Raw genomic sequence first — 25,377 nt, 5'->3', positions numbered from 1 at the left:
GGCGGTGACCAGCTCCCGCAGCGGATGCCGGGCCAGCACCGCGTCCACCTCCGGCGTCAACGCCGCCGCCAGCCGGGTGGCCACGGGCAGCGAGTCGTCGTCCAGGGTCTCGGCGGCCGCCAGCACCGTGGCGCGCGCCCCCTCGGGCACCCCGGCGGCAGCCCGCCGGTACAGCTCGCCGCCTTCCTCCAGGACCAGCCCGGTGTCGATGCCGGCGGGGACCTTGACGCGGGCGCGGTGGCGCCAGGCGGTGACCGGGTCGCTCCAGGCCTCCACGTGGTAGGTCCAGCGGCCGGTGGCGTCGGGTGTGACGGTGGCGCCCCAGCGGTCGGTGCCGGGCGCCAGTTCCCGCATCGGCGTCCACGGGCCCGGACGGCCCTCCGGACCGGTCAGGACCACGTTCGCGGCGACCGCGGTGTGCCCCTCGCCGAACACGGTCGCCGTGACGTCGAACGATTCGCCCACGACCGCCTTCGCCGGGTGCCTGCCGCACTCGACGAGCGGCCGGACGTCGCGTACCGGGATGCGGCCGATGGCCTGGGACCAGCTCATGGGTGTCACCTCCGCCGTGCTCGAGGCCGGACCCGTTGGCCCGGCCGGGGGTACAAGCCGCGCCGGAAGGATCTAGCTCCGCGCGGGGGTACGGCGCGCCGCCGCGGGTGGGGCGCGCAGGCCGGCGGGGGCCGTGCCGGTCCGGTCGTCCTCGTCCCGCAGGTAGGAGATCAGGGTGCTGTGCAGATAGCGTTCGGCCGCGTCGGCGGCCTCGCGGGCGCAGCGCTTCCCCATGAGCACGCAGAGGGTGTAGCCGGAGTCCTCGAAGGTGGCCCGCACCGCGCGGTCCGAGGGGGATGCGAGCATCGCGCGTTCCCAGGCCCGGTACCGCCGCAGTTGCCGGGCGACTTCGGCCTTGGCCGGCAGCAGCATGGCGCCGTTCACCTCCCGGGACTCGATGGCACGTCTCCCGACCGTCGGGCGGTGACCGGGCACGGGCGCGCACGGTCCGTTACGGGCAATCGAGGTCTTCACACATGGTGCACGGGTGATGACGCATCGTCTTGTTGGGGATTCAACGACCTTCGGCGGCCTTCTCGTGTTGCACGAATGGCGTACCGCTCTCACTCTTGAGGTGACTCAGGAGCGATCAGCGCTCACGCTCCGCGTTCGGGGCCCGTCCCGCGGGGACGGGGAGGAGCGGGGACTTCGCCGGTGAGGAGCCAACGAGATGAAGACCGCAGTGCCCTGCTACTACCACCTCGACGTGGAAGTCAGCCCCGATCGGGTCCGACAGGTCAGGCGCATCCTGGCCGCTCACCTCCGGTTCTGGAACCTCGACAACCTCGTCGAGCCCGTCTGTCACGGCACCGGGCTGCTGCTCGAGGCCATCGACGAGCACTCCACGGACAAGAACACCTCGATCGAGATGTGGTGGAACGGCCAGCATCTCATCACCGCCATCGGCGGCAACGACTCCCAGCTGCGCCCGGACCAGGACCTGCGGAGCTGCCTGCAGTGGATCGCCGCCATGAGCGACGGATGGGGCTGCTGCGCCACCGACAACGGCAGCAAGGTCATCTGGTTCTCGCAGCGCGCCCGCGCCGGCGAACGCGTCCCGCTGGTGCCCACGGCGCCCGCGCCGAGCCTGCGCGAGGGGCTCCAGGTCCCCCGCGAGGTCCCGGTCGTCGCGCTCGCCGGCGCGGCCGACGGCACCGGCGCCCTCCAGGACGCCCGGTGACGGCCAGGCGACGGCGCAAGGCAGGGGTGCCCGTGTGGAGCGGGCACCCCTACCCGTTGGGCGCCTCCTTCGACGGCGAGGGCACGAACTTCGCCCTGTTCAGCGAGGTCGCGGAACACGTCGAACTGGTCCTCGTCGACGACGACGGCGGCGAGCGCCGCGTCCCGGTGGCGGAGGCCGACGGGTTCGTCTGGCACTGCTACCTGCCCGGCGTCGGACCGGGGCAGCGCTACGGCTACCGGGTGCACGGCCCCTGGCACCCGGAGCTGGGCCACCGCTGCAATCCGGCGAAGCTGCTCCTCGACCCGTACACCCGCGCGGTGGACGGGCAGGTGGACGATCACCCCTCCCTCTTCGAGCGGGCCTCGCACGGCCGGTCCCGGGCCGACAGCGCCGGGCACACCATGCTCGGTGTGGTGACCGACCCCGCCTTCGACTGGGGCGACGACCGGCCGCCCGACCGGCCGTACGCCGACACGGTGATCTACGAGGCCCACGTCAAGGGCCTCACCTGCACCCACCCCGACGTGCCCGCCGGTCTGCGCGGCACCTACGCCGGCCTGGCCCACCCCGCGGTCCTGGAGCACCTCACCTCGCTGGGGGTGACCGCGGTGGAGCTGATGCCGGTCCACCAGTACGTGCAGGACGGTGTGCTGCGGGGCCGTGGGCTGTCCAACTACTGGGGCTACAACACGATCGGCTTCTTCGCCCCGCACAACGGCTACGCCGCCCGCGGCAGCCGCGGCCGGCAGGTCACCGAGTTCAAGACGATGGTGAAGGCGCTGCACGCGGCCGGCCTCGAAGTGATCCTGGACGTCGTCTACAACCACACCGCCGAGGGCAACGAGCGCGGCCCCACCCTGTCCTTCCGCGGCATCGACAACGCCTCGTACTACCGCCTGGTGGACGGCGACTGGAAGCACTACTACGACACCACCGGCACCGGCAACAGCCTGCTGATGCGGCACCCCTACGTGCTCCAGCTGATCATGGACTCGCTGCGGTACTGGGTCACCGAGATGCACGTCGACGGCTTCCGCTTCGACCTCGCGGCGACGCTGGCGCGGCAGTTCCACGAGGTGGACCGGCTGTCGGCGTTCTTCGACCTCATCCAGCAGGACCCGGTGATCAGCCGGGTCAAGCTGATCGCCGAGCCGTGGGACGTGGGCGAGGGCGGCTACCAGGTGGGCAACTTCCCGCCGCTGTGGTCGGAGTGGAACGGCAAGTACCGTGACGCCGTACGGGACTTCTGGCGCGGGGAGCCGCACACGCTCGGCGAGTTCGCCTCCCGGCTGACCGGCTCCTCCGACCTGTACCAGCACAACCGGCGCCGTCCGCGTGCCAGCGTCAACTTCGTGACCGCGCACGACGGGTTCACCCTGCGCGACCTGGTCTCGTACAACGACAAGCACAACGAGGCCAACGGCGAGGACAACCAGGACGGCGAGAGCCACAACCGGTCCTGGAACTGCGGCGTGGAGGGCGAGACGGACCGTCCCGCCGTCCTGGAACTGCGCGCCCGCCAGCAGCGCAACTTCCTCACCACGCTGCTGCTGTCGCAGGGCATCCCGATGCTGTCCCACGGCGACGAACTCGGCCGCACCCAGCGCGGCAACAACAATGCCTACTGCCAGGACAACGAGGTCTCCTGGATCGACTGGCGGCTGACCGAGGAGCAGCGCGGCCTGGTGGACTTCACCCGGTACGTCATCGGACTGCGCCGCGCCCACCCCGTGCTGCGCCGCCGCCGGTTCTTCCGCGGGGAGACCGTCCGTCGCGCCGGCCAGCCGCTGCCGGACCTGGTGTGGCTGGCGCCGGACGCGCTGGAGATGACGGAGGAGGACTGGCACCGGTCCGACGCGCACTCCGTCGGGGTCTTCCTCAACGGCGACGCCATCGCCGAACTCGACGCGCGCGGCCGGCGCGTGGTGGACGACTCCTTCCTGCTGCTGTTCAACGGCTACTGGGAGCCGATGACGTTCCGGCTGCCGGACGTCGCCTACGGCGAGCGCTGGCGGACACTCCTCGACACGGCCGAGGCGCAGGACGCCCCCGACGAGGTGGAGCACAAGGCGGGTACGGAGATGACCGTGGAGGCGCGCAGCCTGGTCGTGCTGTCGCGGCCCTCCCACGCCGCGCGGTGAGGCGGGGGCGGGGGCGGGGGAGCGTGCCGCTTCGGCGCTCGCCCGTCCCCGCCGTACCGCGGTCCCTCGGCTCTCACGGCCCCCCTCGCGGCCCTGGCGCTCGCGCGGTGCCCGCGGGCTGTCAGTGCTCGCGGCGTGAGGTCACCGTGAACTGGGCGCCGTCGCGGTCGCGCAGCACGGCCTCCTCGCTGCCCTTCGACAGGACGCTGCCGCCGTGCCGCTCCGCGGCCCGGACGCTGGCTTCCACGTCCACGACGGCGAAGTGGACCTGCCAGTGGGGCCGGATCCGCGGGTCGGGGGCCGCTCCCAGGGCGCCCGACTCGATGCGCGCCACCACGTCGCCCTGGCTGCGCAGCACGACCTCCCCGCCCTCGTAGCCGACCTCGCAGCAGCCGGGCTTCCCCGTCGCCCAGCCGAGGACCTCGCCGTAGAAGATCGCGGCGTCGAAGGCGTCGCGCGTGTGCAGCCGGATGAAGGTCGGGGCCGCGCGGCGCCAGCTCTCCCACTCCGAGACCAGTTCCCCTTCCCAGATCCCGAACGTCGCGCCGTCGCGGTCGGCCAGCAGCGCCGCCCGGCCCGGCGGGAAGGAGATCGGCCCCACCGCCGTCGTGCCGCCGCGCTCCTGTGCCCGGGCCACGGCCTGGTCCGCGCCGGGCACGGCGAAGTACGGCGTCCATGTCACGACCATCTGCCACATGGTGGCCACGGCGGCGATCCCGGCGACGGGCGTGCCGTCCGCCAGCGCGATCCTGAAGTGCTCGCCCAGCTTGGCCGCCCGCCACCGCCAGCCGAACACGGCCGTGTAGAACTCCTCGGTGGCGCGCAGGTCGCGGCTGGTCAGACTCACCCAGCAGGGCGCGCCGAACACGGAGTGCGAGGAGACCACGCTCGTCGCAGGGCCGGGGCGTGTGATGTCGTGGTTCATGGCTCACGTCCAGGTCTCGTCCACCGGCGGCCACCGGTCTGCCACCGGTTTGCCACCAGTGTCCGACCGGAACGGCTCTCCGCGCCTGTCGAGTACCCCGGCGAAGCGGCCGAAACGGCGGCCTCGCCGGGCGGCTCCCCGGTGGCGAGCGCCCGCGCGAGTGACGAGCATGGAAGGGCCGGACACCAGTAGGCCAGCGGCCGGCGGGAGGTGGCCATGCCCGTGGACGGGGGCTCGGACCGGATCGTCGAGCTGCAGCAGGAAGTCGACCAGCTGAAGGAGGCCATCGCCTCGCACGCCGTCGTGGACCAGGCGATCGGCATGGTCGTCGCCCTCGGCCGTCTGTCGCCGGACGAGGGCTGGCAGGTGCTGAAAGAAGTCTCCCAGCACACGAACATCAAACTGCGGAATGTCGCGGAATTGATTCTCATCTGGGGCCGCAACGGAACACTGCCCCCGGAAATTCGCGCTGAATTGGAAGAGGCGCTGGACCGTTACGGTCCCCCGCAGATCCCCGGCGCCCCGCCGCAGTGACGGGACGCCCTGCCGCCCGCTCCCGGTTCAGCCGGTCTGCGTCTGGGGCTGCGTCTGGGTCTGGGGCTGGCTGTCGGTCTGTGCCCCTGGCTGGGTCTGTGCCCGCGGTTGCGCCTGTGTCTCGCTGAGGAGTTCCCTGCGCAGCTCCGCGAAGCAGCCGCTGAGCAGACGTGAGACGTGCATCTGCGAGATGCCGAGCTGCTGCGCGATCCGGCTCTGCGTCATGCCCTTGAAGAACCGCAGGTAGAGGATGGTCCGCTCGCGCTCCGGGAGGGCCTGCAGGCAGGGGGCGACGGCCACCCGGTCGACGACGACGTCGTAGGCCGGGTCGGACCCGCCGACGGTGTCGCTGAGGGCGTACCCCTCGGTGCCCGGCACCTCGGCGTCCAGGGACAGTGCGGAGAAGCACTCCAGGGCCTCCATGCCGGTGCGCACCTCGCTCTCCTCGAGGCTCGTGTACACGGCGATCTCGGCGACGGTCGGGGCGCGTCCCGGGGTCGTCTGCGACAGCTCCTTCACCGCGTGCCGCACCCGGTTGCGCAGGTCCTGGACCCGGCGCGGCACGTGCAGGGTCCACATGTGGTCACGGAAGTGGCGCTTGATCTCACCGGTGACGGTCGGCACCGCGTACGCCTCGAAGGCGTGACCGCGTGCCGGATCGTAGTGGTCGACGGCCTTGACCAGGCCTAGGGCGGCGACCTGGTACAGGTCCTCGAGAGCCTCACCGCGTCCCTTGAAACGGACGGCGATCCGTTCGGCCATGGGCAGCCAGGCCTGGACCAGCTCGTCCCTGAGCGCCTTGCGCTGCGGTCCTTCCGGCAGCCGCGCGAGCCGTTCGAAGGCCCGCGCCGTGTCGGGCGCGTCGTCGTGCGGATGCGGCGTGGTTCCGGTGGTGACGCGCATGGGCGCACCTCCCTCGGCCGGTGCTGTGTGGACAGACACCACGGGAGGGGCGGGCATGGACCTGACGGAGAGCATCCGGGGCCTGCTGCCGGCTCCCGCGGACGTGCCTCCGGTCCGAAGCACTGCGATGCGCATTCCCGTCCGAAGGGATTCCAAAACAACAAGGCCAATACGGTGACGCAAGGCGACCGGGCGATTCTGAATCGTCGCGGGAATTGCCCGCGATCGCCACGGACCGGAATCACAGGAATTCGTCATGTGAGCCCGGCCGCGGCCGGTCCAGGCGCGGCCCGGCTGCTGCCGACACCGCCTGCCGACACCGCCTGCCGGCCTCCCCGGCCGGCGTCCCCGGCCGACACCCGCGGCCGGGGTCCGGCTCGGCGGGTGGCGGGGGTGGCGGGGGTGGCGGGGGTGGCGCGCCCGGCATCGTCGCGGCGTCCTCGCTCCCGGCCCGGCCGGCCCGCTGAGGGAGCCGGCCGAACGTGATGTGCGGCACGCGTGTGCCCGTGCGTTCCGGGGCGCACCGCCGATTGTTCCTGCGCACGGCTTGATCAGCGATCAAAGGGGGTGAACCGGTCGCCCACAGCGCATTCCGCTCATTTGACAGTGCACTGAGCCCACAGATAGGAAGCAGCTCTCTGAGGTCGAGAGGTGGATCGTGTACGAGCCCAACGTGGTCGGGGACTGGCAGGAGTACGACGAGCATGCCGGTCTGCGTGTCCGCGTCCACCGTCTCGAGGCCGCCGAGCCGCCGCGGGGACGTGACGACGCGGCCGCCGGACTGACGTACTTCAGCCTCCGCGTCACCGTGGAGAACCGGGGCAGCCGGAACGTCGGCATCCACCTCGAGGACGGTCAGATCGACGTGCGGACCGGTCCGGACGGTGAGGCCGCCTTCATCGACTGGCGCAACTCGCAGTTCGTCGAGGGCTTCGACGTCTATCCGCTGCGCCGGGTCACCGCCGTGCTCTACGCGGCCGGACCGGAGACGTCGCTGAGCCGGATCGACGTGCAGGTCCAGCTGCGGGTCGACGAGGAGTGGGCCGACCGCCGGATGTGGGTGGGCGGCATCGGACTGCACGAGCAGGGCGCCGGCGCGGCCCCGGGCGCCGGCCGCGACTGCCTGGCCCACCAGGTCAGCAACTACCTGCGGGACCAGGCGGAGAAGGGCACCGCCTGATCCCGCGCGCCGGAGTGCGGGACGCCGTCGGTGATCCCGCGCGCCTCAGTGCGGGATGCCGTCGATGATCTCGCGGGCGCCCTGGCGCAGCAGAGCGACCGCGACCGATGTGCCCAGCGTGGCCGGGTCAAGCCGTCCCGCCCACTCGTGGGCGTTCAGCCGGGTCTTGCCGTCCGGGGTGAACACACAGGCGCTCAGGGACAGTTCACCGCTGCGGTCCACCCGCGCGTACCCGGCGATCGGGCTGTTGCAGTGGCCCTGCAGCACGTGCAGGAACATCCGCTCGGCCGTGGCCTCGCGGTGCGTGTCCGTGTGGCCGAGCCCGCTGACCGCGTCGATGAGGTCCGCGTCGCCCTCCCGGCACTGCAGCGCGAGGATGCCCGCGCCGATCGGCGGCATCATCGTCTCGGGGGAGAGGATCTCGGTGATGACGTCGTCCCGGCCGATGCGCCGCAGGCCGGACACCGCCAGCAGCAGCGCGTCCGCCTCGCCGGCCGCCAGCTTCTCCAGCCGCCGGTTGGCGTTGCCGCGGAAGGGCACGCACTCCAGGTGCGGGTGGGTGGCGGCGAGTTGGGCGACCCGGCGCACGGAAGAGGTGCCGATCCGGGTCCCCTCGGGCAGCTCGTCCAGGGTGAGACCGTCCGGATGGACCAGGGCGTCGCGGATGTCGTCGCGTTCGAGGAACGCGGCGAACGTCGTCCCGGCCGGCAGCGGCCGGTCGGCGGGCACGTCCTTGACGCAGTGCACCGCGAGGTCGGCCTCGCCGGCGAGCAGCGCGGCGTCCACCTCCTTGGTGAAGGCGCCCTTGCCCTCGACCTGGGACAGGTCACCGAGCCACTTGTCACCGGTCGTCCGCACCGGCACGACCTCGGTGCGCACGCCCGGGTGACGGACCGTCAGTTCCGCTCGTACACGCTCCACTTGGGCGAGCGCCATCGGCGAGTCACGGGAGACGATCCGGATCAGTTCGGGTACGGACATGCGGACACGATAGACCCTCGGACGGCAACGGCCGCGCGCCACCGCCCGGTCGGCCGCCCGGCGTTCAGCGGCGCAGCACCGTCTCCCGCTGCATCCGCGACAGCTTCTCGGGGTTGCGCACGGCGTACAGCCCGGTGACGAGGCCGTCGTCGACGCGGACCGCCACCACGGTGTCGATCGCGCCGTCCATCCGCAGTACCAGCGCCGGACAGGCGTTGACCTGTGCCGGCCGCAGCGACGCCGCGGTGATCCGGCCGAGGCCGCCCGCCAGCAGACGGGCCACCTTGTCGGCGCCCCTGACCGGCTGCGGCACGGCCTGCCTGATCCCGCCGCCGTCGCCCAGGAAGACGACGTCCGGCGCGAGGATGTCGACCAGGCACTGCAGGTCGCCGGTCTCCACCGCCCGTCGGAACGCGTCGAGCGCGCTGCGGGTCTCCGCGGGGGAGACCGTCCCGCGCGGCCGGCGCGCGGCGACGTGCGCCCGCGCCCGGTGCGCGATCTGCCGCACGGCCGCCGGGCTCTTGTCGACGGCTTCGGCGATCTCGTCGTAGCCGACGTCGAACACCTCGCGCAGCACGAACACCGCCCGCTCGGTGGGCGCGAGCGTCTCCAGCACCAGCAGCATCGCCATCGACACGCTGTCGGCCAGCTCGACGTCCTCGGCCACGTCGGGCGCGGTGAGCAGCGGTTCGGGCAGCCAGGTGCCCACGTAGGACTCCTTGCGGCGGCCGAGCGTACGCAGCCGGGTCAGCGCCTGGCGGGTGGTGATCCGCACCAGGTAGGCGCGCGGATCCCGCACCGCGGCGAGATCGACGCCCGCCCACCGCAGCCAGGTCTCCTGGAGGACGTCCTCCGCGTCGGCGGCCGAGCCGAGCATCTCGTAGGCGACGGTGAAGAGCAGGTTGCGGTGGGTGACGAAGGCGTCGGTGGCGGCGTCCGTGCCGCCCGTGCCGCGCGCGGGTCGCCCGGCCGTGTCCCTCGTCCGCTCGCTGTGCTCGCTCGTCACCGGCCGCTCCTGCCTGTCCGTTCCCGTCGGTGTCACACGCACAGGACGCCGCGGCCCGCGGATCCGTGACATGCGCGGGTGGTGGCGCACGTCACAGGCGCGCTCTCGTCACAGCGAGCGGGGCGCCGGCATCTCGTGTTCGTCCGGTTCACAGCCCACGAGTGAGGACGCCGTCATGGACGCCCGTTTCGACATGTTCGCCAACGACATCGCCGCGAAGTTCGGCAAGCGTTTCGCCAACGCCTCCCTGGTGATCGGCCAGTCGCCGCTGCCGAGGTCCACGCAGGAACTGGTGTCCCTGCGCGCCAGCCAGATCAACGGCTGCGGCTGGTGCATCGACCTGCACACCAAGGAGGCCGCGGCCGCCGGCGAGAGCGCGGTCCGCCTCCATCTGGTCGCGGCCTGGCGCGAGGCCACCGTGTTCACCGAGGCCGAGCGGGCCGCCCTGGCGCTCGCCGAGGAGGGCACCCGCCTCGCCGACGCCCACCAGGGCGTCTCCGACGAGACCTGGTCCCAGGTGCGCAAGCACTACGACGACGACCAGATCGCCGCGCTGGTCTGCCTGGTCGCCATGATCAACGCGGCCAACCGGCTCGCCGTGATCGTGCACCAGAAGGGCGGCTCCTACGAGCCCGGCATGTTCGCCGCCGCGTTCGGCTGACCGCCGACGCCCGCGTCCGGCCCGGGGCACCTTCCCCCCGGGCGGGACGCGGCGCGCGTCGTACCGCGGCCCGCCGACCGCGCTCGGCCGCGGCCCGCCGACCGCGCTCGGCCGCGGCCCGCCGACCGTGCTCGGTCGTGGCCCGCCGACCGTGCTCGGTCGTGGCCTGTAGGCCGTGCTCGACCGCGGCCCGCCGACCGTGTCGCCGGCTGTCGGCCGTAGGCACGGGCTGTCGGCCGTATCACCGCCTGTCGGCCGTGCTACCGCGGCCCGGCCCGTCGGCCGCGCAGGCCGCCGCCCGGGGCTCCGGCCGGACCAGCAGCGGGAGTGCCGCCGCCGTGAGCAGCCCGCCGGCCAGGAACGTCCCCCGCACCCCGGCCACGGACAGCAGGCCGCCGCCGAGCAGCGCCCCCGCCGCCACCCCCACGTTGAACGCGGCCGAGTTGGCCGCCAGCGCCGTCTCGGTGCGGCCCGGCGCGACCCGCAGCACCTGGCTCTGCGTCGCCATGAAGACCGGCCCGACCGAGGCGCCGAGCAGCATCAGCAGCGCCACGGCCGCCGCCCGGCCGCTCCCGCCCGCGTACAGCCCGAGCAGCGCCGCCGCCTGCGCCGCCACCGGCACGCTCAGCGTGGCCCGCGGGAACCGGTCCAGCAGCGGCCCGGCCAGGCTCACCCCGGCCAGACCGGCCACGCCGAAGGCGAACAGCACCCCGCTCACCGCGCCGACGCCGAACCCGCTGACGTCGCGGAGGAAGGCGACGACGTACGTGAAGCCCGTGAACGCCCCCGTCACCGACAGGGCGGTCGTGGCGAGGACGGTCAGGAACCGGCGCAGGTCGGGCGCGGCACCGTACGCCGCGTGACTCTCCTCGGGCCGCGAGGTCGGCAGCAGGAAGGCGACGACGGCGAGCGAGACCAGCGCGAGACAGCCGAGCACGGCGAACGGCGCCGGCCAGCCGCGGTGCCCGCCCAGCCAGGTCCCGGCCGGCACGCCGAGCACCGTGGCCAGCGATCCGCCGACCGACAGCAGCCCGACGACCCGGCCCCGCCGCTCGGGCGGGAACAGCCCCACCGCGACCGGGCCCGTCACCGCCCAGAACAGCGCCTGCGCGAGCGCCGTCGCCGTCCGCGCCGCCAGCAGCACGCCGTACGAGACGCTCCCCAGCGCCGGGACCCAGCTCGCCGCCGCCAGCAGGGCCAGCAGCCCGGCGAGCAGATACCGGCGCGGCACGGAGCGGGTGAGGTGCGCGACGGGCAGCGACGCCACCGCCACCGTCAGGCCGTACCCGGTGACCAGCAGGCCCGCCGCGGCGAGCGACACCCGCAGGTCGGCCGCGATCAGCGACAGCAGGCCCACGGGCAGGTTCTCGACGGTGTTGAAGGTGAACGCCGCCAGCATCAGCGCCGCGACGAGGGCGCCCCTGTGCCAGGCGGCCGGACGTCCGCTGCCCATCCAGGTGTCCTCCGGGGTAGGTGGTCGAGGTGGCCGCCGACCGGGCCGGGGCCAGCGTTTCCGGAGGCCCGGCGCGGCTTCTACTGTTTCGGCCGGGACCGAATCAGTGAAAGCCCCGCTCCGGGAGGCCGTCTTGCCGCTCACCCTGCACCTGGGCCCCGACGACCTGGCGCGCTGCCGGTTCGCGATCTCGCCGCTGTGCCAGACCCACGAGGCGCTGCGCATGCTGCGCCGCCCGGCCCGGCACGGCTACCACCGGGCCTGGCTCGGCCGGACCCGCCGCACCCTGGCCGGCCTGGACCTGTCACCCCTGTGGCTGTTCGTCCCGCGCCCCGGCGGCTACACCCCCGACTTCCTCGGCGCGCCCCCCGACGATCCGTTCCCGTCCATCGACGACGAGCTGGCGCGGATGCGCGCCACCGACCCCTGCCTCGCCCGCGCCGAGATGGCCCGATCGCTCGCCTGCACGCCCGGGCTCGCCGAGTCGGCCGCGGGCCGCGCCGCCCTCGACGACCCGGCAGGTACCGTCCGGCGCCTGGCCGACCTCACCGAGCGGGCCTGGCACGCCCTGCTCGCCCCCGACTGGCCGCGCCACCGGGCCGTCCTGGAGGCGGACATCGCCCACCGCTCGCGCCGGGCGGCCGACGGCGGCCTCGACGCGCTGCTCACCGGCCTGCATCCCGGCATCGACTGGGCCGGCCACTCCCTCACCCTGCGCATGTACGGCGATCTCGCCGACGCCCAGCGTGCCGACGGGCGCGGCGTCCTGCTCATGCCGAGCGTGTTCGTCTGGCCCGACGTGGTGAGCGGCTTCGCCCGCCCGTGGCAGCCCACGGTCGTCTATCCCGCCCGCGGTATGGGCCGGCTGCACAGCGCACCGGCGCCCCGCCCGCCGGAGGCGCTCGCCCGGCTCCTGGGCCACCGGCGCGCCGCCGTCCTCACCGGCCTGACCACGCCCGCCTCGACCACGGAACTCGCCCGCCGGCACGGACTGGCCCCGTCCACCGTGTCGGCGCACCTGACGGTCCTGCGCGAGGCGGGCCTGCTCGACGCGCGCCGCCGGGGCTACTACGTGCTGTACGCGCGCACGGCCCTCGGCGACGCCCTGGCCGAGGGCCGTTAGCCGAGTGGCGTCGGTCGAGGACCGTCGGTCGAGGACCGTTGGCCGAGGACCGTGGCCGAGGACCGTTGGCCGGGGGCGTCGGTCGAGGGGCGTCAGTCGAGTCGGGTCAGCCGAGTTGCGTCAGCCGAGTCGGGTCAGCCGAGGGGGGAGTTGAGCTCGATCGCGCGGCCCGCGGCGGCGAGGGCCCGCTCGTCGCCGACGTCCAGGGCCGTGTCGGCGAACTTGACGACGTGCTCGTCGCCATGGGCCAGGGCCCGCTCCAGGACCTCCTCGGCCGTGGCCCGAGCCGCGGGCGGGCAGGCGACCGGTTCGGCGGGGGCGTACATCGCGGTGACCGCCGCCGACGCCGTCCACGCCGCGCGCAGGCTCGGCGCCCACAGCTCGCGGGGCAGCGAATCCAGCGTCCTGAGTACCGCGTTGGGGGCCGTGGCCGCGTGCACGAGCATGATGGCGTCGCCGTGCCCGTGCGTGGCGTAGCGGTGCGTCGCGGCCCGCACCAGTTCGGCGAGCCGCCGGTGGGCGGTGTCGGGGTCGGTCACGTCGTCCGCCCAGACCGGCAGCCGGCGCACGGCGGCCAGCCGGGCCGGGAACCCCTGCGGTTCCTCGGTGATCGCGGGGACGGCGTCGAGGGCCTGAGCGGCCGTCGGCGCGCCCGGCAGGGCGGCGATGCCGGTCACCGGCCGGTGCCGGGCGGCCCAGTAGCCCAGGCCGTGGGCGAGTTCGGTGAGACGGGGCGTGTTCTCGGCGGACTCCAGGGCGCGTACGGCGTGGCCGACGCGGATCACCGGATGCGTCGAGCCGCCGTACATGCCGGGCAGCAGGCGCGGCCACCACTCGGCGAGCACGTCCCGCCACGGGCGCTCGGCGAGCAGCCGGGCGAAGAAGTCGATCCAGTCCGCGGCCCGGCGCGGATCCCCCAGCGCCGAGGGCCAGTCGTCGTCGGTGACGGGTGCCACGCGGTCGGGGAAGTCCTCGAGCTTGCGCGTGTACAGGTCCAGCCAGCGGTGCACGGCGTCCGCGTGCCCGCGCGCGGCGAGCGCCTCGACGACCATGGGGGCGTGGTTGGTCAGCCTGCCCAGGCGTTCCGGCCCCGAGGCGTGCAGGCGCTCCAGCGCTTCCTCGAACCGTCCGCCGGTGCCGCTCGTGTGGTGCGTCCCGCTCGTGTCCATGGCCAGCAGGCTAGGCGGCGGCGCACGGCGCCGGATCGGTCCGCGGAAGCAGCCTGCCTCCGGCTCGGGTCCTCGGTCCTCGGTCCTCGGTCCGGGAGCCGGGGTTCGGTCCGGGACGAACGGCGCGACCCAGCGGCTGTGCTCGGCGATCGCCGCCGGCCTGCGGCACGCCCGAGCCGGTCCGTCCGTCCCGGCGCGAGGGACGGGCCGGACCTCGTGCGGGGGCTCCGCCGCGCCGCGCACGGCAGGGTTCCCGGAGCCGGAGCGGCTCCGGGAACCCTGAGCGACCGGAGTGAGGGGCGGTCCGACGGACCGGCCCCCGGGTCGGGCGCGTCGCGTCAGGCGTTGGGGTCGAAGGCGATGCCGGACGGGAGCGCCTTGGACAGGTGCGGGGCGAAGCTGTCGTCCTTCAGGCCGAAGTGGGCGCTGCCGAAGTCGTACGCGCTCAGCTTGTCGCGCAGGCCCGCGGGGTAGCCGTTCCAGCCGACGAGCGGCGGGTACTGCCAGGTGCCCTTGTGGTTCTCCGGCGGTTCGTCGCCCGAATTGGCCGGCCGGAAGCAGTGGGTGCTGATGCCGTCCTTGTGATAGACGATCTTCGCGTGGGTGCCCTCGAACCGGACGCCGGACGCCGCGTGGACGGTGAACGAGCCGTGGTTCGACGTCGAGACGTACTTGACCTGGTCGTCCTGCACCCAGACCACGACGTGCTCCCAGTCGTGGCGGTGCCCGCCGATGCTGGTGCCGGCCAGGGCCTGGTCCTTCTCGAAGTACAGCCCGTACATGTAGGCGCACCAGCCGTTGTTGCACTTGGAGCGCGAGTAGCTGTTGGTGTTGTCCAGGTCCGAGGCGTCCCGGCAGCTGCCGTTGAGGGCGCCGGTCGGCTTCAGGCCGCCGTTGATCGTGCCGTCGGGGCCGATGGCGGGGGACGAGTAGCAGCCGTCGGTGTCGTAGTCGAACGCCGGCTGGTACGTGAACTCGGCGGCCTCCGCGTTGGCGGGCAGCGCCTGGGGCGGGGCGGCGAAGGCGACGGCGGGGAAGGCGACGACGAGAGCGGCGGCGCCGGCCAGACCGGTCAGCCATCTCCTGCGGTGTGTCCTGAACTTCGTTGACGACACTGCGTGCTCCTCTTGAGCGCAGCCCAACGGCTGTGGGGGGAAAGGGGAGTTCAGCTTCCCCGCTTTTCACGTCCGGGCCAAGGGGTCACGCGCGTACCGACGGTGAACCGCTGCCCAAGCCTTGGATCACGGCGCGGCGTCGGGCGAGTGCGTCGCCGGTGTCAGACGGGATCGTCCGGGAGGTTGTCGGGCAGGCCGTCCGGAATGTCGTCGGGCAGGCCGTCCGGGAGGTTGTCGGGCAGGCCGTCCGGAATGCCGCCCGGGAGGTTGTCGGGGAGGCCGTAGGGGAGGTCGTCAGGCAGGTCGGCCGCCGCCTCCTCGGGTGCCAGGTCGGGCCTGAGCCGCAGCCAGGACGGCTGGCGCAGCATCCCGGCCCGGGTGCGCACGCTGTAGCGGACCTCGCCGACCAGCCGGGGCAGCACCCAGCGCGCCCCCGCCACCGGCGGCGCGGGATCGAAGGGGCACACGTCCGACACCGCGGCGCGCAACAGGGCCGCCAGCCGTGACCGCTCCGCCTCGCTCCAGCCGGTCCCCACACTGCCGACGTAGCGCAGGCGTCCCGCGGCGCGCTGGCCTACCAGGACGGCGCCGGGCAGACCCGTCAGACGGCCCTTGCCGGGCAGCCAGCCGCCCACGATGACGTCCTCGCTGCGCATGTTGCGGATCTTGATCCAGGAGCGGGAGCGCACACCCGGCTCGTACACCGAGTCCAGGCGTTTGCAGACCAGGCCCTCCAGGCCGTGCTCGCGGGTGGCGCGCAGCGCCTGCTCGCCGTGCCCGACGAGGGCGGCAGGCGTCGACCAGAAGGGGCCGTCGAGGGCGAGGCCCTCCAGCCGCCCGCGCCGCCGGGTGTACGAGAGCCCGACGAGCGGGCGGCCCGCCAGATGCATGACGTCGAAGAGCACGAGATGGACAGGCGCCCGCGCGGCCCGGCGCGCGGCCCGCTCCGGCGCGTGCGCGAGACCCATCCGGGACTGCAGCAACTGGAAGTCCGCCCGCCCCTGTTCGTCCAGCGCGAGCACCTCCCCGTCCAGTACCGCCGACGTGGTGCCCAACGCCCGCCCCAGCGGCGTGAGTTCGGGATAGGCGGCGGTGATGTCCTCCCCGGACCGGGCGCGCAGCAGCACACTGCCGTCGCCTTCGAGGTAGACGACCACCCGCTGGCCGTCCTGCTTGGTCTCGTAGGCCCAGCGCGCGTCCTGCGCGGCGGGGGGCAGGCTGCCCGGGGTGGCGAGCATGGGCGGGATCAGCGGCAGGGTCACGGCAGAAGGTCTCGACGCTCCCGCCCACCGCCACGCATCCCGCCCACCGGTTTCCCCTGAACGGCGCAACCGTCGGCCGGGAAGGGGGCGCGGTCGCGTTCCGGGAGGTCGTACTTGCCCTCGCCGAAACCGAGTTGAACGCGTCCGCCGCCGACCGAACCGGGCTCCGGCCCGGCGGTCGACGGCTCGCGTGAGCAGCGCGTCGGTTCCTCAGGAGGCGGCGGCCGGCGCCTTTGCCGCCTGGGGCGCGGCCTCGGCAGGGGACAGGGGCCGGCGGCGGGGGATGAAGGATGCCACGGCGAAGGCGAGCAGGGCGGCGCCCGCGCCGAGGCCCATGACCGCCTTGAAGCCGCCCTCCGACGGCAGTTCGTAACCGCCCAGGCTGATCGTCATCTGGGACAGCACGACACCGGCGATCGCGCTGGCGACCGACGTGCCGATCGAGCGCATCAACGTGTTGAGGCTGTTCGCGGCGGCCGTCTCCGACAGGTCCACCGCGCCCATGATCAGGGCGGGCATGGCCCCGTACGTGAAACCGATGCCGGCGCCGATGACGCAGGACACCACGACGAGGTGCCAGACCTGGCTCATCAGGACGATGTTGAGGCCGTAACCGGCGGCCACGACGAGCGCGCCGATCATCAGCGTCACCTTCGGGCCCTTCGCCCGGGAGACCGCGGCCGACACCGGGGCGAACGCCATCATCACCAGGCCGGACGGCGCCATCACCAGGCCGGCGGTCAGCAGCGACCTGCCGAGGCCGTAGCCGGTCTGCTCGGGCATCTGCAGCAACTGCGGCAGGACCAGCGACATCGCGAACATCGCGAACCCGATCGCGACGGAGGCCAGGTTGGTGACCAGCACCTGGCGGCGGGCGGTGGCGCGCAGGTCCACCAGCGGCTCGGAGGTGCGCAGTTCGAAGCGGCCCCAGGCGAGCAGCACCAGGACGGCGACGGCGAACAGTCCGAGGGTCAGGCCGCTGGACCAGCCCCAGTCGGCGCCCTTGGAGATCGCCAGCAGCAGGCAGACCAGCCCGGTCGCCATGCCGAGGCCGCCCACCACGTCGAAGCGGCCGCCGCTGCGCACCGCGGACTCGGGCACGAACAGCAGCACCAGCGCCAGGGCGACCGTGCCCATGGCGGCCGAGCTCCAGAACAGCACGTGCCAGTCGAAGTGGTCGGCGATCAGCGCCGCCGTCGGCAGGCCGAGGGCGCCGCCGACGCCGAGGGAGGCACTCATCAGCGCGGTCGATCCGGCGAGCCGCTCGGGCGGCAGCTCGTCCCGCATGATGCTGATGCCGAGCGGCACGACCGCGGCCGACAGGCCCTGCACGGCCCGTCCGACGATCATCGGCACCAGCGACTCGCTGAGCGCGCACAGCACGGAGCCGGTCACCAGCAGGATCACGCTGACCAGCAGCATGCGCCGCTTGCCGAACATGTCGCCGAGCCGGCCCACCACCGGCGTGGCCACGGCGGCGGCGAGCAGCGTGGCGGTCACGGCCCACGCGGTGTCCGACGCGGGGGCGTCCAGCAGCTTGGGCAGTTCGGGGACGATGGGGATGACCAGCGTCTGCATCAGCGATACGACGATGCCGGCGAAGGCCAGCACGGGCACCACGGCGTTCGGCCGCGGCGGGTCCGAGGCCGTGGCGTCGGCGGGTTCGGCGAGGGCATCGGGCATGGAGGTGCCTCCGGGTCGGGGGTGGAGAGTTCGTGCGTCGCCTGCGGAATTTAAGGCAGGTGATTGACTTACTGTAGCGCCTGCCCCTGCCGTCCGCGCGACGGCCGGAACGGACGGCCGCGGTGGACGGCCGCGGCGGACGAGGTGGCCACAGGGGACGGAGACGGCGGAGACGGCGGAGACGGCGGCCGGGCGCGGACTGGTGGGCGGATGCCGGCGGACGCGGACAGAGGCGGGCGGGAACGGCACGGACGGTGCCCCGCGCGTGCCTGCGGCCGGGCGCCCACCGGGCCGGTGCGCGGCCGGTGCGGGGTGGGCCGGTGCCCGTGTGACGTGCCGTTGCGTAGGCTTTCGCGCGGGAGGCCGCCGTGGTGGCGGCGCACCCGTGGCGGCTCGAGGGACTGGCCGCCGACGGGCGGAGCGAAGTCCCGGTGCGGTGGTGATCATGGTCGGCGGCACGGTGCGGGCGCGGCAGGCGAGCGCGACCCGGGAGCTGATCCTGACCGCCGCCGAGCGGCTGTTCGCCGAGCGTGGTGTGAACGCGGTGTCCAACCGTCAGGTCGGCGAGGCCGCCGGGCAGGGAAACAACACCGTCGTCGGCTACCACTTCGGCACCAAGGCCGACCTCGTCCGCGCGATCGTCCGCAAGCACGCCACCCGTATCGAGGAGATCCGGTCCCGGCTGCTGGCCGGGATCCGCGATTCCACCGACGTGCGCGACTGGGTGGACTGCCTGGTGCGCCCCATGTCCGAACACCTCGGGGAGCTGGGCGGCCCCACCTGGTACGCGCGGTTCTGCGCTCAGCTGCTGACCGACCCGGCGCTGCGCGACATCGTCGTGGAGGAATCCCTCGCCTCCCCGTCCCTGCGCGAGATCATCGACGGACTGAACCGGTGCCTGCCCGATCTGCCCGCAGAGGTCCGCGCCGAACGCGGCGAGATGGCCCGCCTCCTGATCGTGCAGATGCCCGCCGAACGGGAACGGGCGCTCGCCGAGGGCAGGCCGACGCCCCGGTCCACCTGGCACGACGCCGCCACCGGCCTGACCGACGCCATCGTCGGCATCTGGCTGGCACCGGTGACACCGGGCACCTGACGCGCGCGCCCGCCGCCGAGCAGGCGCGGTGACGGGCGGACCGGGCCGCCGCGCATCCGGTCCCGCGGCCAGGGGCCCGTTGTCGCTCCGTCCGGTGTGGCCGGTCGCCGGGCACATCGGGGCCGAGATCACGGGCGTCGACCTGACCGGCGACCACGGCGCCCGCGTCGACCCGCCCGCGGCGACGATCCTGCGCGCCGAGTCGGTGCCTCCGTACGGCGGTGACACCACCTGGTCGGACCTGGCGGCCGCCTACGCCGGACTGTCCGCGCCGGTCAGGGAGTTCGCCGACGGACTCAGGGCCGAGCACCGCCTCGGCGTCGGCTACCAGCCCCGGCCCGGCGACGACGCGTACGTGCGGCGGCTGCTCGACCACCGGGTCGTCTCCCTGCACCCGCTGGTGCGCGTGCATCCGGAGACGGGGGAGCGGGTGCTGTTCGTCAACGGCCACTGCGTCGAGCAGATCGCCGGTCTGTCCCGCCCGGAGAGCCGGGCCGTGCTCGACATGCTGCTGGAGCGGGCGACCCGGCCCGAGTACGCGGTGCGCTTCCGGTGGGAGCCGGGCAGCGTGGCCTTCTGGGACCACCGGGCCACCATCCACCTCGCGCCCGCCGACAGCGCGCACCTCGGGTTCCCCAGGATCACGCACCGGGTGATGCTCGCGGGCGACGTGCCCGTCGGGGTGGACGGCAGGCAGTCGGAGCCGGTCGTGGGCACCCGGCCGGGCCTGTGGTGACACGCCGGTGCCGGCACCGACGTGGCAGGCGGACCGTGCGGCAAGGCGATCAGACCAGCGGGATGATCACCTCGTCCTCCACGGGCGGGTCGACCTCCTGCGCGCGGTTGCCGGTGGCGGCGTGACAGCGCAGCCGGATCGCCTCCGGGGTGACGTCCAGGCGCAGGAACTGCTTGAAGAACGGCGGGCTGTACGTCGCCGAGCCCGGTGAGAACAGCCGGGTGTAGAGCTTGCGCACCGGGAGCCGGAACCGTGAGGTGCGGTCGGGACGGCCGCCCGCGCCCAGCAGGCTCGCCAGCAGACGCATCCGCCGCGACACCCGCACCGGGCCGCCCGGCGCGCGGGTCGGCGGGATGCCCAGGCGCTCCGAGACCACCGCCGTGGCCTCGGCCTCGGTGAGCGCGAAGAAGCGGCGCAGCCGCAGCCGGCGGCCGTAGAGCGCGCTGTAGAAGGCGAGGGAGTCGCCGCGCAGCGGATAGCAGCGGAAGTCCCGCTCGGTGACGCCGGCGATGCCGACCCGGGGGATGGTGTGGGTGGCGTGCATGAACGCGCCGCCGCCGCCCGAGACGACGTACTGCACGGTGCGGCCGTCCACCTGGACCGGGTAGCGCTGGTAGTTGTGGATGTCGCCGCCGATCGCGGCCACGTAGCGGTGCTCGGGCGCGCGGACGATGTCGTCGACGGTGCCGCCGCCCTCGATGGGGCAGGGGTGGTGCTCGCCGTCCACGTACAGGGGCGAGCCGGTGATCAGGATCTTCGGTCGGGGTCCTGCGGACACCTCGCGCAGCCATGCGCCCTGCTCGGCGTCGAGGGTGCCGAGCAGTCCGGTGTCGATGCCGACGATCCGCACCGGTCCGGCGTCGATGGCCCAGTAGGGGCCCGGCTGGACGGCCTGCTGCTCCGCCGACGAGCGCAACTCCCGTGCTTTCCCCAGGTGCTGACCGTCCGTCGGGCGCGGTCGGTGCCACAGGAGCGAGCGCAGCCAGGCGCGGGTGAGCGGGCGCGGCGCCGGCTCGGGCGCGAGGGGAGGGGCGTCGTCGCAGAAGACGCGCATGAAGGCGCCCAGGTCCTCGTACCAGTCGTGGTTGCCGGGTATCGCGTATATCGGCGCCCGGTAGTCCTGGTACGGGCGGAAGAACTTGGTGTCGTAGTCGTCCGCGCTGCCCACCGGGTAGATCACGTCGCTGGCGATGACGGCGAAGTCGGTGCCCCGGCCGACCTTCAGCAGGCCCGGCACGACCGCGTACTGGGAGTCGTCGCCCTCGCCGGTGTCCCCGACGACCAGGAAGGAGAAACGGTCCGGGCCGTCACGCCGGATCACCTTGTCGGCCGGTGCGCCGGCCGCCGCGCGCTGGGCCACCCACCGGCCGCGGGTACGGCCGGTGGGATCCCCGAACCAGGAGGCCAGTACGCCGTTGCGGGCGGCCCACAGGGTCTTCGGGCTGAGCCAGGAGAGCTTCTCGACCTTGTGCGGCATCAGCCGCCGGTAATCGCCGCGTTCCGCGGTTCCCCAGCCGGCGCCCGCGGCGGTATCGCGTGAAGAGTCAGACACCGGTGCACGGTAACAACGAGGGCAGTCGGCGATCGAGACCGGTCAGGTATCAACTCGACTGCGTGGGGTGCTGATTGGCTGCCCGTCAGATGGACCGCGGGTCAGGGGCCGGTGGAGGGGGCGGACAGGGCCGTCCGCTCGCACTCCTCCAGCCAGCGCAGGTACCAGCGGGCGAACGTCAGCGGTGTGCCGTCCTCGTCGAGGAGCGGGGCGAGGTCGACGTCGTCCACGCGGCAGTCGGACCAGATCGTGCCGCGCCGGGTGCCGCTGACTATCAGCCACTCCCGCTGGGCGCAGCCCAGATGGCAGATCGCGACGGCGCCGGCGGTGCGCTCCGGGGCGAACAGGACCGCCGACCACCTCTCGTCCCACGCCTCCATGGCCTCGTCGAAGTCCTCGATGTCGGTGAAGTCCTCCTCCTCGGGGCACTGGGAGAGCAGGCTCTTCAGCAGTTCGGGGTCCGGGCCGTGCTCCGGGAACGGCTCCGCGAGCCTGCCGAGGTCGGCCAGGTCCGCGCCGTCGCCCTCCCAGCGCCAGCGGCCCCGCACGCGGCGCACCGGGAACACGCCGTACGCGGGCCCGGCGCCGCCCGCGCCGACGTGGAGCAGGAAGTCCCGGTACTCCTCGGGCAGCCGCACGCCCGTCTGCGTCTCCAGCTCGGCCAGTTCGGCGGGCGCGAGCGGTTCCTCCAGCACCCACTCGTGTCCTACGGCCCCGAAGACCTCGCCCCTGGCCGCTGCCGCGCCCACCGCCGCGACGCGCTCACGCACGCCAGCCCACCACCGATCGTTCATGGGGAGGACCGTACGCGCCGCCACTGACAACCGGACCGGGCGGCCCGCCCGCGGCCCGCCACGCAGCCCGCCCGCGGTCCGTCAGGAGCCCCGCCCGCGGCCCGCCACGCAGCCCGCCCGCGGTCCGTCAGGAGCCCCGCCCGCGGCCCGCCACGCAGCCCGCCCGCGGTCCGTCAGGAGCCCCGCCCGCGGCCCGCCAGGAGCCCCGCCCGTGCCCTGCCGGAAGGCACGCCCGTGCCCCGCCGGACGGTGGGCGCCGGCCGAGTCCGGGCGGGCCGTCCCTGGTCAGCGGGCTGCCCTGCCCTGCCGGTGCGCGGACAGAGGGATAACCCTCGAATGCCCGGAGCAGGGCTGACATGCCCTGGTCAATCCTGCCATCCTCAACTGCCGCGCACCCCCCACGTGCCCGTCGCAACGTCACGGTCCCGCACAGCTGTCTCGTCCCGGTCAGTACACCCGTCTGCCCGGTCTGTTCCCGGCCGCCCCCGCGGTCGTCGCAGTAGGAGAACGAGTGAGACGCATTCCCCGCAAGCGCGTCGCGGTAGGAGCCCTGGTCTCCACCGCAGCCATGCTCGCCGTCGGCATCCAGTCGGTCCCGGCGACCGCCACGCCTGCCGCCGCCCACCCCAGCCCCCTGCGCACCGGTGGCCTCGAGGCCAAGCTGACCCCGGCCCAGCGCACCGCGCTGATCAAGAGCGCGGAGAAGAAGACGGCCGCCACCGCCCGCACGCTCGGCCTGGGCGCCAAGGAGAAGCTCGTCGTCAAGGACGTCGTCAAGGACAACGACGGCACCGTCCACACCCGTTACGAGCGCACCTACGCCGGCCTCCCGGTCCTCGGCGGCGACCTCGTCGTGCACACCCCGCCCGCCGCCAAGGCGTCCGGCACGGTCGGCACGACCTTCAACACCAAGCGCACCATCAAGGTCGCCTCCACCACCGCCACCCTGACCAAGGCGGCGGCCGAGACCAAGGCGCTGAAGGCGGCCCGCGCGCTGGACGCCAAGCAGCCCGCCGCCGACAGCGTCCGCAAGGTCATCTGGGCGGGAAGCGGCACCCCGAAGCTGGCCTGGGAGACCGTGGTCGGCGGCCTGCAGGACGACGGCACGCCGAGCCGGCTGCACGTCGTCACCGACGCCACCACCGGCAAGGAGCTCGGCCGCTACCAGGACATCGAGACCGGTACCGGCAACACCCAGTACAGCGGCACCGTGACGCTGAACACCACGCTGTCCGGTTCGACGTACCAGCTGTACGACACCACGCGCGGCGGCCACAAGACGTACAACCTCAACAACGGCACGTCGGGGACCGGCACCCTGATGACCGACGCGGACGACGTCTGGGGCACCGGGTCCGGCTCCAACACCCAGACCGCCGGCGCGGACGCCGCCTACGGCGCCCAGTCGACCTGGGACTTCTACAAGAACACCTTCGGCCGCAGCGGCATCAAGAACGACGGCGTGGCCGCCTACTCCCGCGTCCACTACAGCAGCGCGTACGTCAACGCGTTCTGGGACGACAGCTGCTTCTGCATGACCTACGGCGACGGCTCCGGCGGCACCCACGCGCTGACCTCGCTGGACGTGGCCGGCCACGAGATGAGCCACGGCGTCACCTCCAACACCGCCAACCTCACCTACAGCGGAGAGTCCGGCGGCCTGAACGAGGCGACCTCCGACATCTTCGGCACGGGCGTGGAGTTCTACACGAACAACTCCTCCGACGTCGGTGACTACCTCATCGGCGAGAAGATCGACATCAACGGCAACGGCACCCCGCTGCGCTACATGGACCAGCCCAGCAAGGACGGCGGGTCCAAGGACAGCTGGTACTCCGGCATCGGCAGCCTGGACGTGCACTACTCCTCGGGCCCGGCGAACCACATGTTCTACCTGCTGTCCGAGGGCAGCGGCAGCAAGACCATCAACGGCGTCACGTACAACAGCCCGACCTCCGACGGTGTCGCGGTCGCCGGGATCGGCCGGGCCGCCGCCCTGCAGATCTGGTACAAGGCGCTGACGACGTACATGACGTCCAGCACCAACTACGCGGGCGCCCGCACCGCCGCCCTGAACGCCGCCGCCGCGCTGTACGGCACCAACTCCACGCAGTACGCCGGAGTCGGCAACGCCTTCGCCGGCATCAACGTCGGCAGCCACATCACCCCGCCGAGCAACGGCGTCACGGTGACCAACCCGGGCAGCCAGTCCTCGACCGTCGGCACCGCGGTGAGCCTGCAGATCTCGGCGAGCAGCACCAACAGCGGCTCCCTGAGCTACGCCGCGAGCGGCCTGCCCACCGGCCTGTCGATCAACAGCTCCACCGGCGTGATCTCCGGCACCCCGACGACGGCGGGCACCTACAGCACCACCGTCACGGTGACCGACTCCACCGGCGCGACCGGCACCGCCTCCTTCACCTGGACGGTCAGCTCGGGCGGCGGCGGCACCTGCACCTCGGCCCAGCTCCTGGGCAACCAGGGCTTCGAGTCGGGCAACACCACCTGGACCGCCTCCAGCGGTGTCATCACCAACTCCACCAGCAAGTCGGCCCACGGCGGCTCGTACTACGCCTGGCTGGACGGCTACGGCTCCACCCACACCGACACGCTGTCGCAGTCGGTGACCATCCCGAGCGGCTGCAAGGCGACGCTCACCTTCTACCTGCACGTCGACACCGCTGAGACCACCACCAGCACGCAGTACGACAAGCTGACGGTCACCGCCGGATCGACGACCCTGGCGACGTACTCGAACCTGAACGCCGCCTCCGGCTACACCCAGAAGTCGTTCGACCTGTCGTCCTTCGCCGGCTCCACCGTCACCGTCAAGTTCAGCGGCGTCGAGGACTCCTCGCTCCAGACCAGCTTCGTCGTGGACGACACCGCCCTGACGACCGGCTGATCCACCGCACGACCACAAGCACAAGCACAAGGACCTCACCCCGCGCCGCGGGGTGAGGTCCTTCGCGTCGGCCGGGCGGCCGTCAACTCAGCGGGTCGAGCGTCAGACAGGCTTGCTGGGGGCTGCCGTCGTGCACCAGCGACTCCTGGTTGCCGACGTCGTCGAAGGCGAACGCGTAGGCCTTGCCGTCGGCCATCCGCGCGTGGATGTTCCGGGCGTAGTGGTTGGTCACCGCGTCCTGGTAGAAGTTCGCGGCGGTGGTGTCCGGCTGGTCGGGGTCGGCCAGCAGCGTGGAACGGTTGAAACCCGCGCACAGGGTGCGGGAGATCGGGCCGCGCACCTGGTCGTTGGGGGCGTCGAGGAGCTTGTGACAGCCGAAGACGCTGTCGGCGTCCGGCTTCTGGAAGCTGGTACCCACCCCCG

At 73.2% G+C, this 25,377-nt stretch carries 21 protein-coding genes and 2 pseudogenes; 9 read left to right on the top strand and 14 right to left on the bottom strand.

Going from position 1 to position 25,377, the window contains the following annotated elements:
• Both VKA29_RS32620 and VKA29_RS32615 read right to left on the bottom strand, forming a co-directional pair.
• A partial coding sequence (locus VKA29_RS32620; RefSeq protein WP_324789631.1) for a maltotransferase domain-containing protein occupies positions 1–552 on the bottom strand: 552 nt, incomplete at its 3' end.
• A 72-nt stretch (positions 553–624) separates the two neighbouring features.
• Positions 625–924 (bottom strand): DUF5133 domain-containing protein, encoded by a 300-nt coding sequence (locus VKA29_RS32615; protein ID WP_324789630.1) that lies wholly within the window; start codon positions 922–924, stop codon positions 625–627.
• Between the two features lie 298 nt (positions 925–1,222).
• On the opposite strand from VKA29_RS32615, the gene VKA29_RS32610 reads away from it, so the two are divergent.
• On the top strand, positions 1,223–1,732 hold the full coding sequence (locus VKA29_RS32610; RefSeq protein WP_324789629.1) for a pep a2: 510 nt from the start codon (positions 1,223–1,225) through the stop codon (positions 1,730–1,732).
• Positions 1,729–3,876, top strand: a complete 2,148-nt coding sequence (gene glgX / locus VKA29_RS32605; RefSeq protein ID WP_324789628.1) for a glycogen debranching protein GlgX — start codon at positions 1,729–1,731, stop codon at positions 3,874–3,876. Before VKA29_RS32610 ends, glgX begins: the two co-directional genes overlap by 4 nt.
• 121 nt (positions 3,877–3,997) lie before the next feature.
• On the opposite strand, the gene VKA29_RS32600 is transcribed toward glgX, so the two are convergent.
• Positions 3,998–4,801: a VOC family protein gene (locus VKA29_RS32600; protein ID WP_324789627.1), complete on the bottom strand. Its 804-nt coding sequence runs from the start codon at positions 4,799–4,801 to the stop codon at positions 3,998–4,000.
• A 216-nt stretch (positions 4,802–5,017) separates the two neighbouring features.
• Between VKA29_RS32600 and VKA29_RS32595 the strand changes: the two genes are divergently transcribed.
• Positions 5,018–5,335, top strand: a complete 318-nt coding sequence (locus VKA29_RS32595; protein ID WP_324789626.1) for an ANTAR domain-containing protein — start codon at positions 5,018–5,020, stop codon at positions 5,333–5,335.
• A gap of 27 nt (positions 5,336–5,362) precedes the next feature.
• Here VKA29_RS32595 and VKA29_RS32590 read toward each other — a convergent pair whose 3' ends face one another.
• Positions 5,363–6,238 (bottom strand): SigB/SigF/SigG family RNA polymerase sigma factor, encoded by an 876-nt coding sequence (locus VKA29_RS32590; RefSeq protein ID WP_324789625.1) that lies wholly within the window; start codon positions 6,236–6,238, stop codon positions 5,363–5,365.
• A gap of 658 nt (positions 6,239–6,896) precedes the next feature.
• On the opposite strand from VKA29_RS32590, the gene VKA29_RS32585 reads away from it, so the two are divergent.
• Positions 6,897–7,418, top strand: a complete 522-nt coding sequence (locus tag VKA29_RS32585) for a hypothetical protein (protein WP_324789624.1) — start codon at positions 6,897–6,899, stop codon at positions 7,416–7,418.
• A 45-nt stretch (positions 7,419–7,463) separates the two neighbouring features.
• On the opposite strand, the gene hemC is transcribed toward VKA29_RS32585, so the two are convergent.
• Both hemC and VKA29_RS32575 read right to left on the bottom strand, forming a co-directional pair.
• Positions 7,464–8,399, bottom strand: a complete 936-nt coding sequence (gene hemC, locus VKA29_RS32580) for a hydroxymethylbilane synthase (RefSeq protein WP_324789623.1) — start codon at positions 8,397–8,399, stop codon at positions 7,464–7,466.
• 64 nt (positions 8,400–8,463) lie between these two features.
• Complete coding sequence (locus VKA29_RS32575) at positions 8,464–9,405, bottom strand: RNA polymerase sigma-70 factor (protein ID WP_324789622.1); 942 nt, start codon at positions 9,403–9,405, stop codon at positions 8,464–8,466.
• A 175-nt stretch (positions 9,406–9,580) separates the two neighbouring features.
• On the opposite strand from VKA29_RS32575, the gene VKA29_RS32570 reads away from it, so the two are divergent.
• The gene (locus VKA29_RS32570; RefSeq protein WP_324789621.1) at positions 9,581–10,066 is read left to right on the top strand and encodes a carboxymuconolactone decarboxylase family protein; all 486 of its coding nucleotides are present in this window, start codon (positions 9,581–9,583) and stop codon (positions 10,064–10,066) included.
• A gap of 241 nt (positions 10,067–10,307) precedes the next feature.
• On the opposite strand, the gene VKA29_RS32565 is transcribed toward VKA29_RS32570, so the two are convergent.
• Positions 10,308–11,519 carry an MFS transporter gene (locus VKA29_RS32565; protein ID WP_324789620.1) on the bottom strand — a complete coding sequence of 404 codons (1,212 nt, stop codon included), beginning with the start codon at positions 11,517–11,519 and terminating at the stop codon, positions 10,308–10,310.
• A gap of 133 nt (positions 11,520–11,652) precedes the next feature.
• On the opposite strand from VKA29_RS32565, the gene VKA29_RS32560 reads away from it, so the two are divergent.
• Positions 11,653–12,642 carry an ArsR/SmtB family transcription factor gene (locus VKA29_RS32560; RefSeq protein WP_324789619.1) on the top strand — a complete coding sequence of 330 codons (990 nt, stop codon included), beginning with the start codon at positions 11,653–11,655 and terminating at the stop codon, positions 12,640–12,642.
• Between the two features lie 134 nt (positions 12,643–12,776).
• Here the strand turns inward: VKA29_RS32560 and VKA29_RS32555 are convergent, their stop codons facing one another.
• From VKA29_RS32555 to VKA29_RS32540, 4 genes are all read right to left on the bottom strand, one after another.
• Positions 12,777–13,811 (bottom strand): questin oxidase family protein, encoded by a 1,035-nt coding sequence (locus VKA29_RS32555; protein WP_324789618.1) that lies wholly within the window; start codon positions 13,809–13,811, stop codon positions 12,777–12,779.
• 338 nt (positions 13,812–14,149) lie between these two features.
• On the bottom strand, positions 14,150–14,926 hold the full coding sequence (locus VKA29_RS32550; protein ID WP_324789617.1) for an NPP1 family protein: 777 nt from the start codon (positions 14,924–14,926) through the stop codon (positions 14,150–14,152).
• A gap of 161 nt (positions 14,927–15,087) precedes the next feature.
• Positions 15,088–16,188 carry an ATP-dependent DNA ligase gene (locus VKA29_RS32545; RefSeq protein ID WP_324789616.1) on the bottom strand — a complete coding sequence of 367 codons (1,101 nt, stop codon included), beginning with the start codon at positions 16,186–16,188 and terminating at the stop codon, positions 15,088–15,090.
• Between the two features lie 210 nt (positions 16,189–16,398).
• Positions 16,399–17,871 (bottom strand): MFS transporter, encoded by a 1,473-nt coding sequence (locus VKA29_RS32540; RefSeq protein WP_324789615.1) that lies wholly within the window; start codon positions 17,869–17,871, stop codon positions 16,399–16,401.
• Positions 17,872–18,316: 445 nt separating this feature from the next.
• Between VKA29_RS32540 and VKA29_RS32535 the strand changes: the two genes are divergently transcribed.
• Entirely contained in the window at positions 18,317–18,967 is a 651-nt protein-coding gene (locus VKA29_RS32535; RefSeq protein ID WP_324789614.1) for a TetR/AcrR family transcriptional regulator, read from the top strand.
• A 151-nt stretch (positions 18,968–19,118) separates the two neighbouring features.
• Positions 19,119–19,703: pseudogene (locus tag VKA29_RS32530) on the top strand (TauD/TfdA dioxygenase family protein); the annotation flags it as partial.
• Between the two features lie 49 nt (positions 19,704–19,752).
• Here the strand turns inward: VKA29_RS32530 and VKA29_RS32525 are convergent.
• Complete coding sequence (locus VKA29_RS32525; protein ID WP_324789613.1) at positions 19,753–21,255, bottom strand: metallophosphoesterase family protein; 1,503 nt, start codon at positions 21,253–21,255, stop codon at positions 19,753–19,755.
• 101 nt (positions 21,256–21,356) lie between these two features.
• On the bottom strand, positions 21,357–22,049 hold the full coding sequence (locus VKA29_RS32520) for an SMI1/KNR4 family protein (protein WP_324789612.1): 693 nt from the start codon (positions 22,047–22,049) through the stop codon (positions 21,357–21,359).
• Positions 22,050–22,617: 568 nt separating this feature from the next.
• Here VKA29_RS32520 and VKA29_RS32515 point away from each other — a divergent pair.
• On the top strand, positions 22,618–24,954 hold the full coding sequence (locus tag VKA29_RS32515; RefSeq protein ID WP_420718618.1) for a M4 family metallopeptidase: 2,337 nt from the start codon (positions 22,618–22,620) through the stop codon (positions 24,952–24,954).
• Between the two features lie 82 nt (positions 24,955–25,036).
• Here the strand turns inward: VKA29_RS32515 and VKA29_RS32510 are convergent.
• A pseudogene (locus VKA29_RS32510) lies at positions 25,037–25,372 on the bottom strand (beta-1,3-glucanase family protein); the annotation flags it as partial.
• Positions 25,373–25,377: the final 5 nt, after the last annotated feature.

It is taken from the genome of Streptomyces sp. H51, assembly GCF_035656535.1.
Taxonomy (GTDB): domain Bacteria; phylum Actinomycetota; class Actinomycetes; order Streptomycetales; family Streptomycetaceae; genus Streptomyces.
This window is presented reverse-complemented; position numbering and strand designations above follow the sequence as displayed.

Excerpts from the sequence above, each read along its gene's own strand:
- VKA29_RS32615 (WP_324789630.1), bottom strand. The coding sequence starts at position 924 with ATGCTGCTGCCGGCCAAGGCCGAAGTCGCCCGGCAACTGCGGCGGTAC.
- VKA29_RS32610 (WP_324789629.1), top strand. The coding sequence starts at position 1,223 with ATGAAGACCGCAGTGCCCTGCTACTACCACCTCGACGTGGAAGTCAGC.
- VKA29_RS32600 (WP_324789627.1), bottom strand. The coding sequence starts at position 4,801 with ATGAACCACGACATCACACGCCCCGGCCCTGCGACGAGCGTGGTCTCC.
- VKA29_RS32595 (WP_324789626.1), top strand. The coding sequence starts at position 5,018 with ATGCCCGTGGACGGGGGCTCGGACCGGATCGTCGAGCTGCAGCAGGAA.
- VKA29_RS32590 (WP_324789625.1), bottom strand. The coding sequence starts at position 6,238 with ATGCGCGTCACCACCGGAACCACGCCGCATCCGCACGACGACGCGCCC.
- hemC (WP_324789623.1), bottom strand. The coding sequence starts at position 8,399 with ATGTCCGTACCCGAACTGATCCGGATCGTCTCCCGTGACTCGCCGATG.
- VKA29_RS32570 (WP_324789621.1), top strand. The coding sequence starts at position 9,581 with ATGGACGCCCGTTTCGACATGTTCGCCAACGACATCGCCGCGAAGTTC.
- VKA29_RS32565 (WP_324789620.1), bottom strand. The coding sequence starts at position 11,519 with ATGGGCAGCGGACGTCCGGCCGCCTGGCACAGGGGCGCCCTCGTCGCG.
- VKA29_RS32555 (WP_324789618.1), bottom strand. The coding sequence starts at position 13,811 with ATGGACACGAGCGGGACGCACCACACGAGCGGCACCGGCGGACGGTTC.
- VKA29_RS32540 (WP_324789615.1), bottom strand. The coding sequence starts at position 17,871 with ATGCCCGATGCCCTCGCCGAACCCGCCGACGCCACGGCCTCGGACCCG.
- VKA29_RS32535 (WP_324789614.1), top strand. The coding sequence starts at position 18,317 with ATGGTCGGCGGCACGGTGCGGGCGCGGCAGGCGAGCGCGACCCGGGAG.
- VKA29_RS32520 (WP_324789612.1), bottom strand. The coding sequence starts at position 22,049 with ATGAACGATCGGTGGTGGGCTGGCGTGCGTGAGCGCGTCGCGGCGGTG.
- VKA29_RS32515 (WP_420718618.1), top strand. The coding sequence starts at position 22,618 with ATGCTCGCCGTCGGCATCCAGTCGGTCCCGGCGACCGCCACGCCTGCC.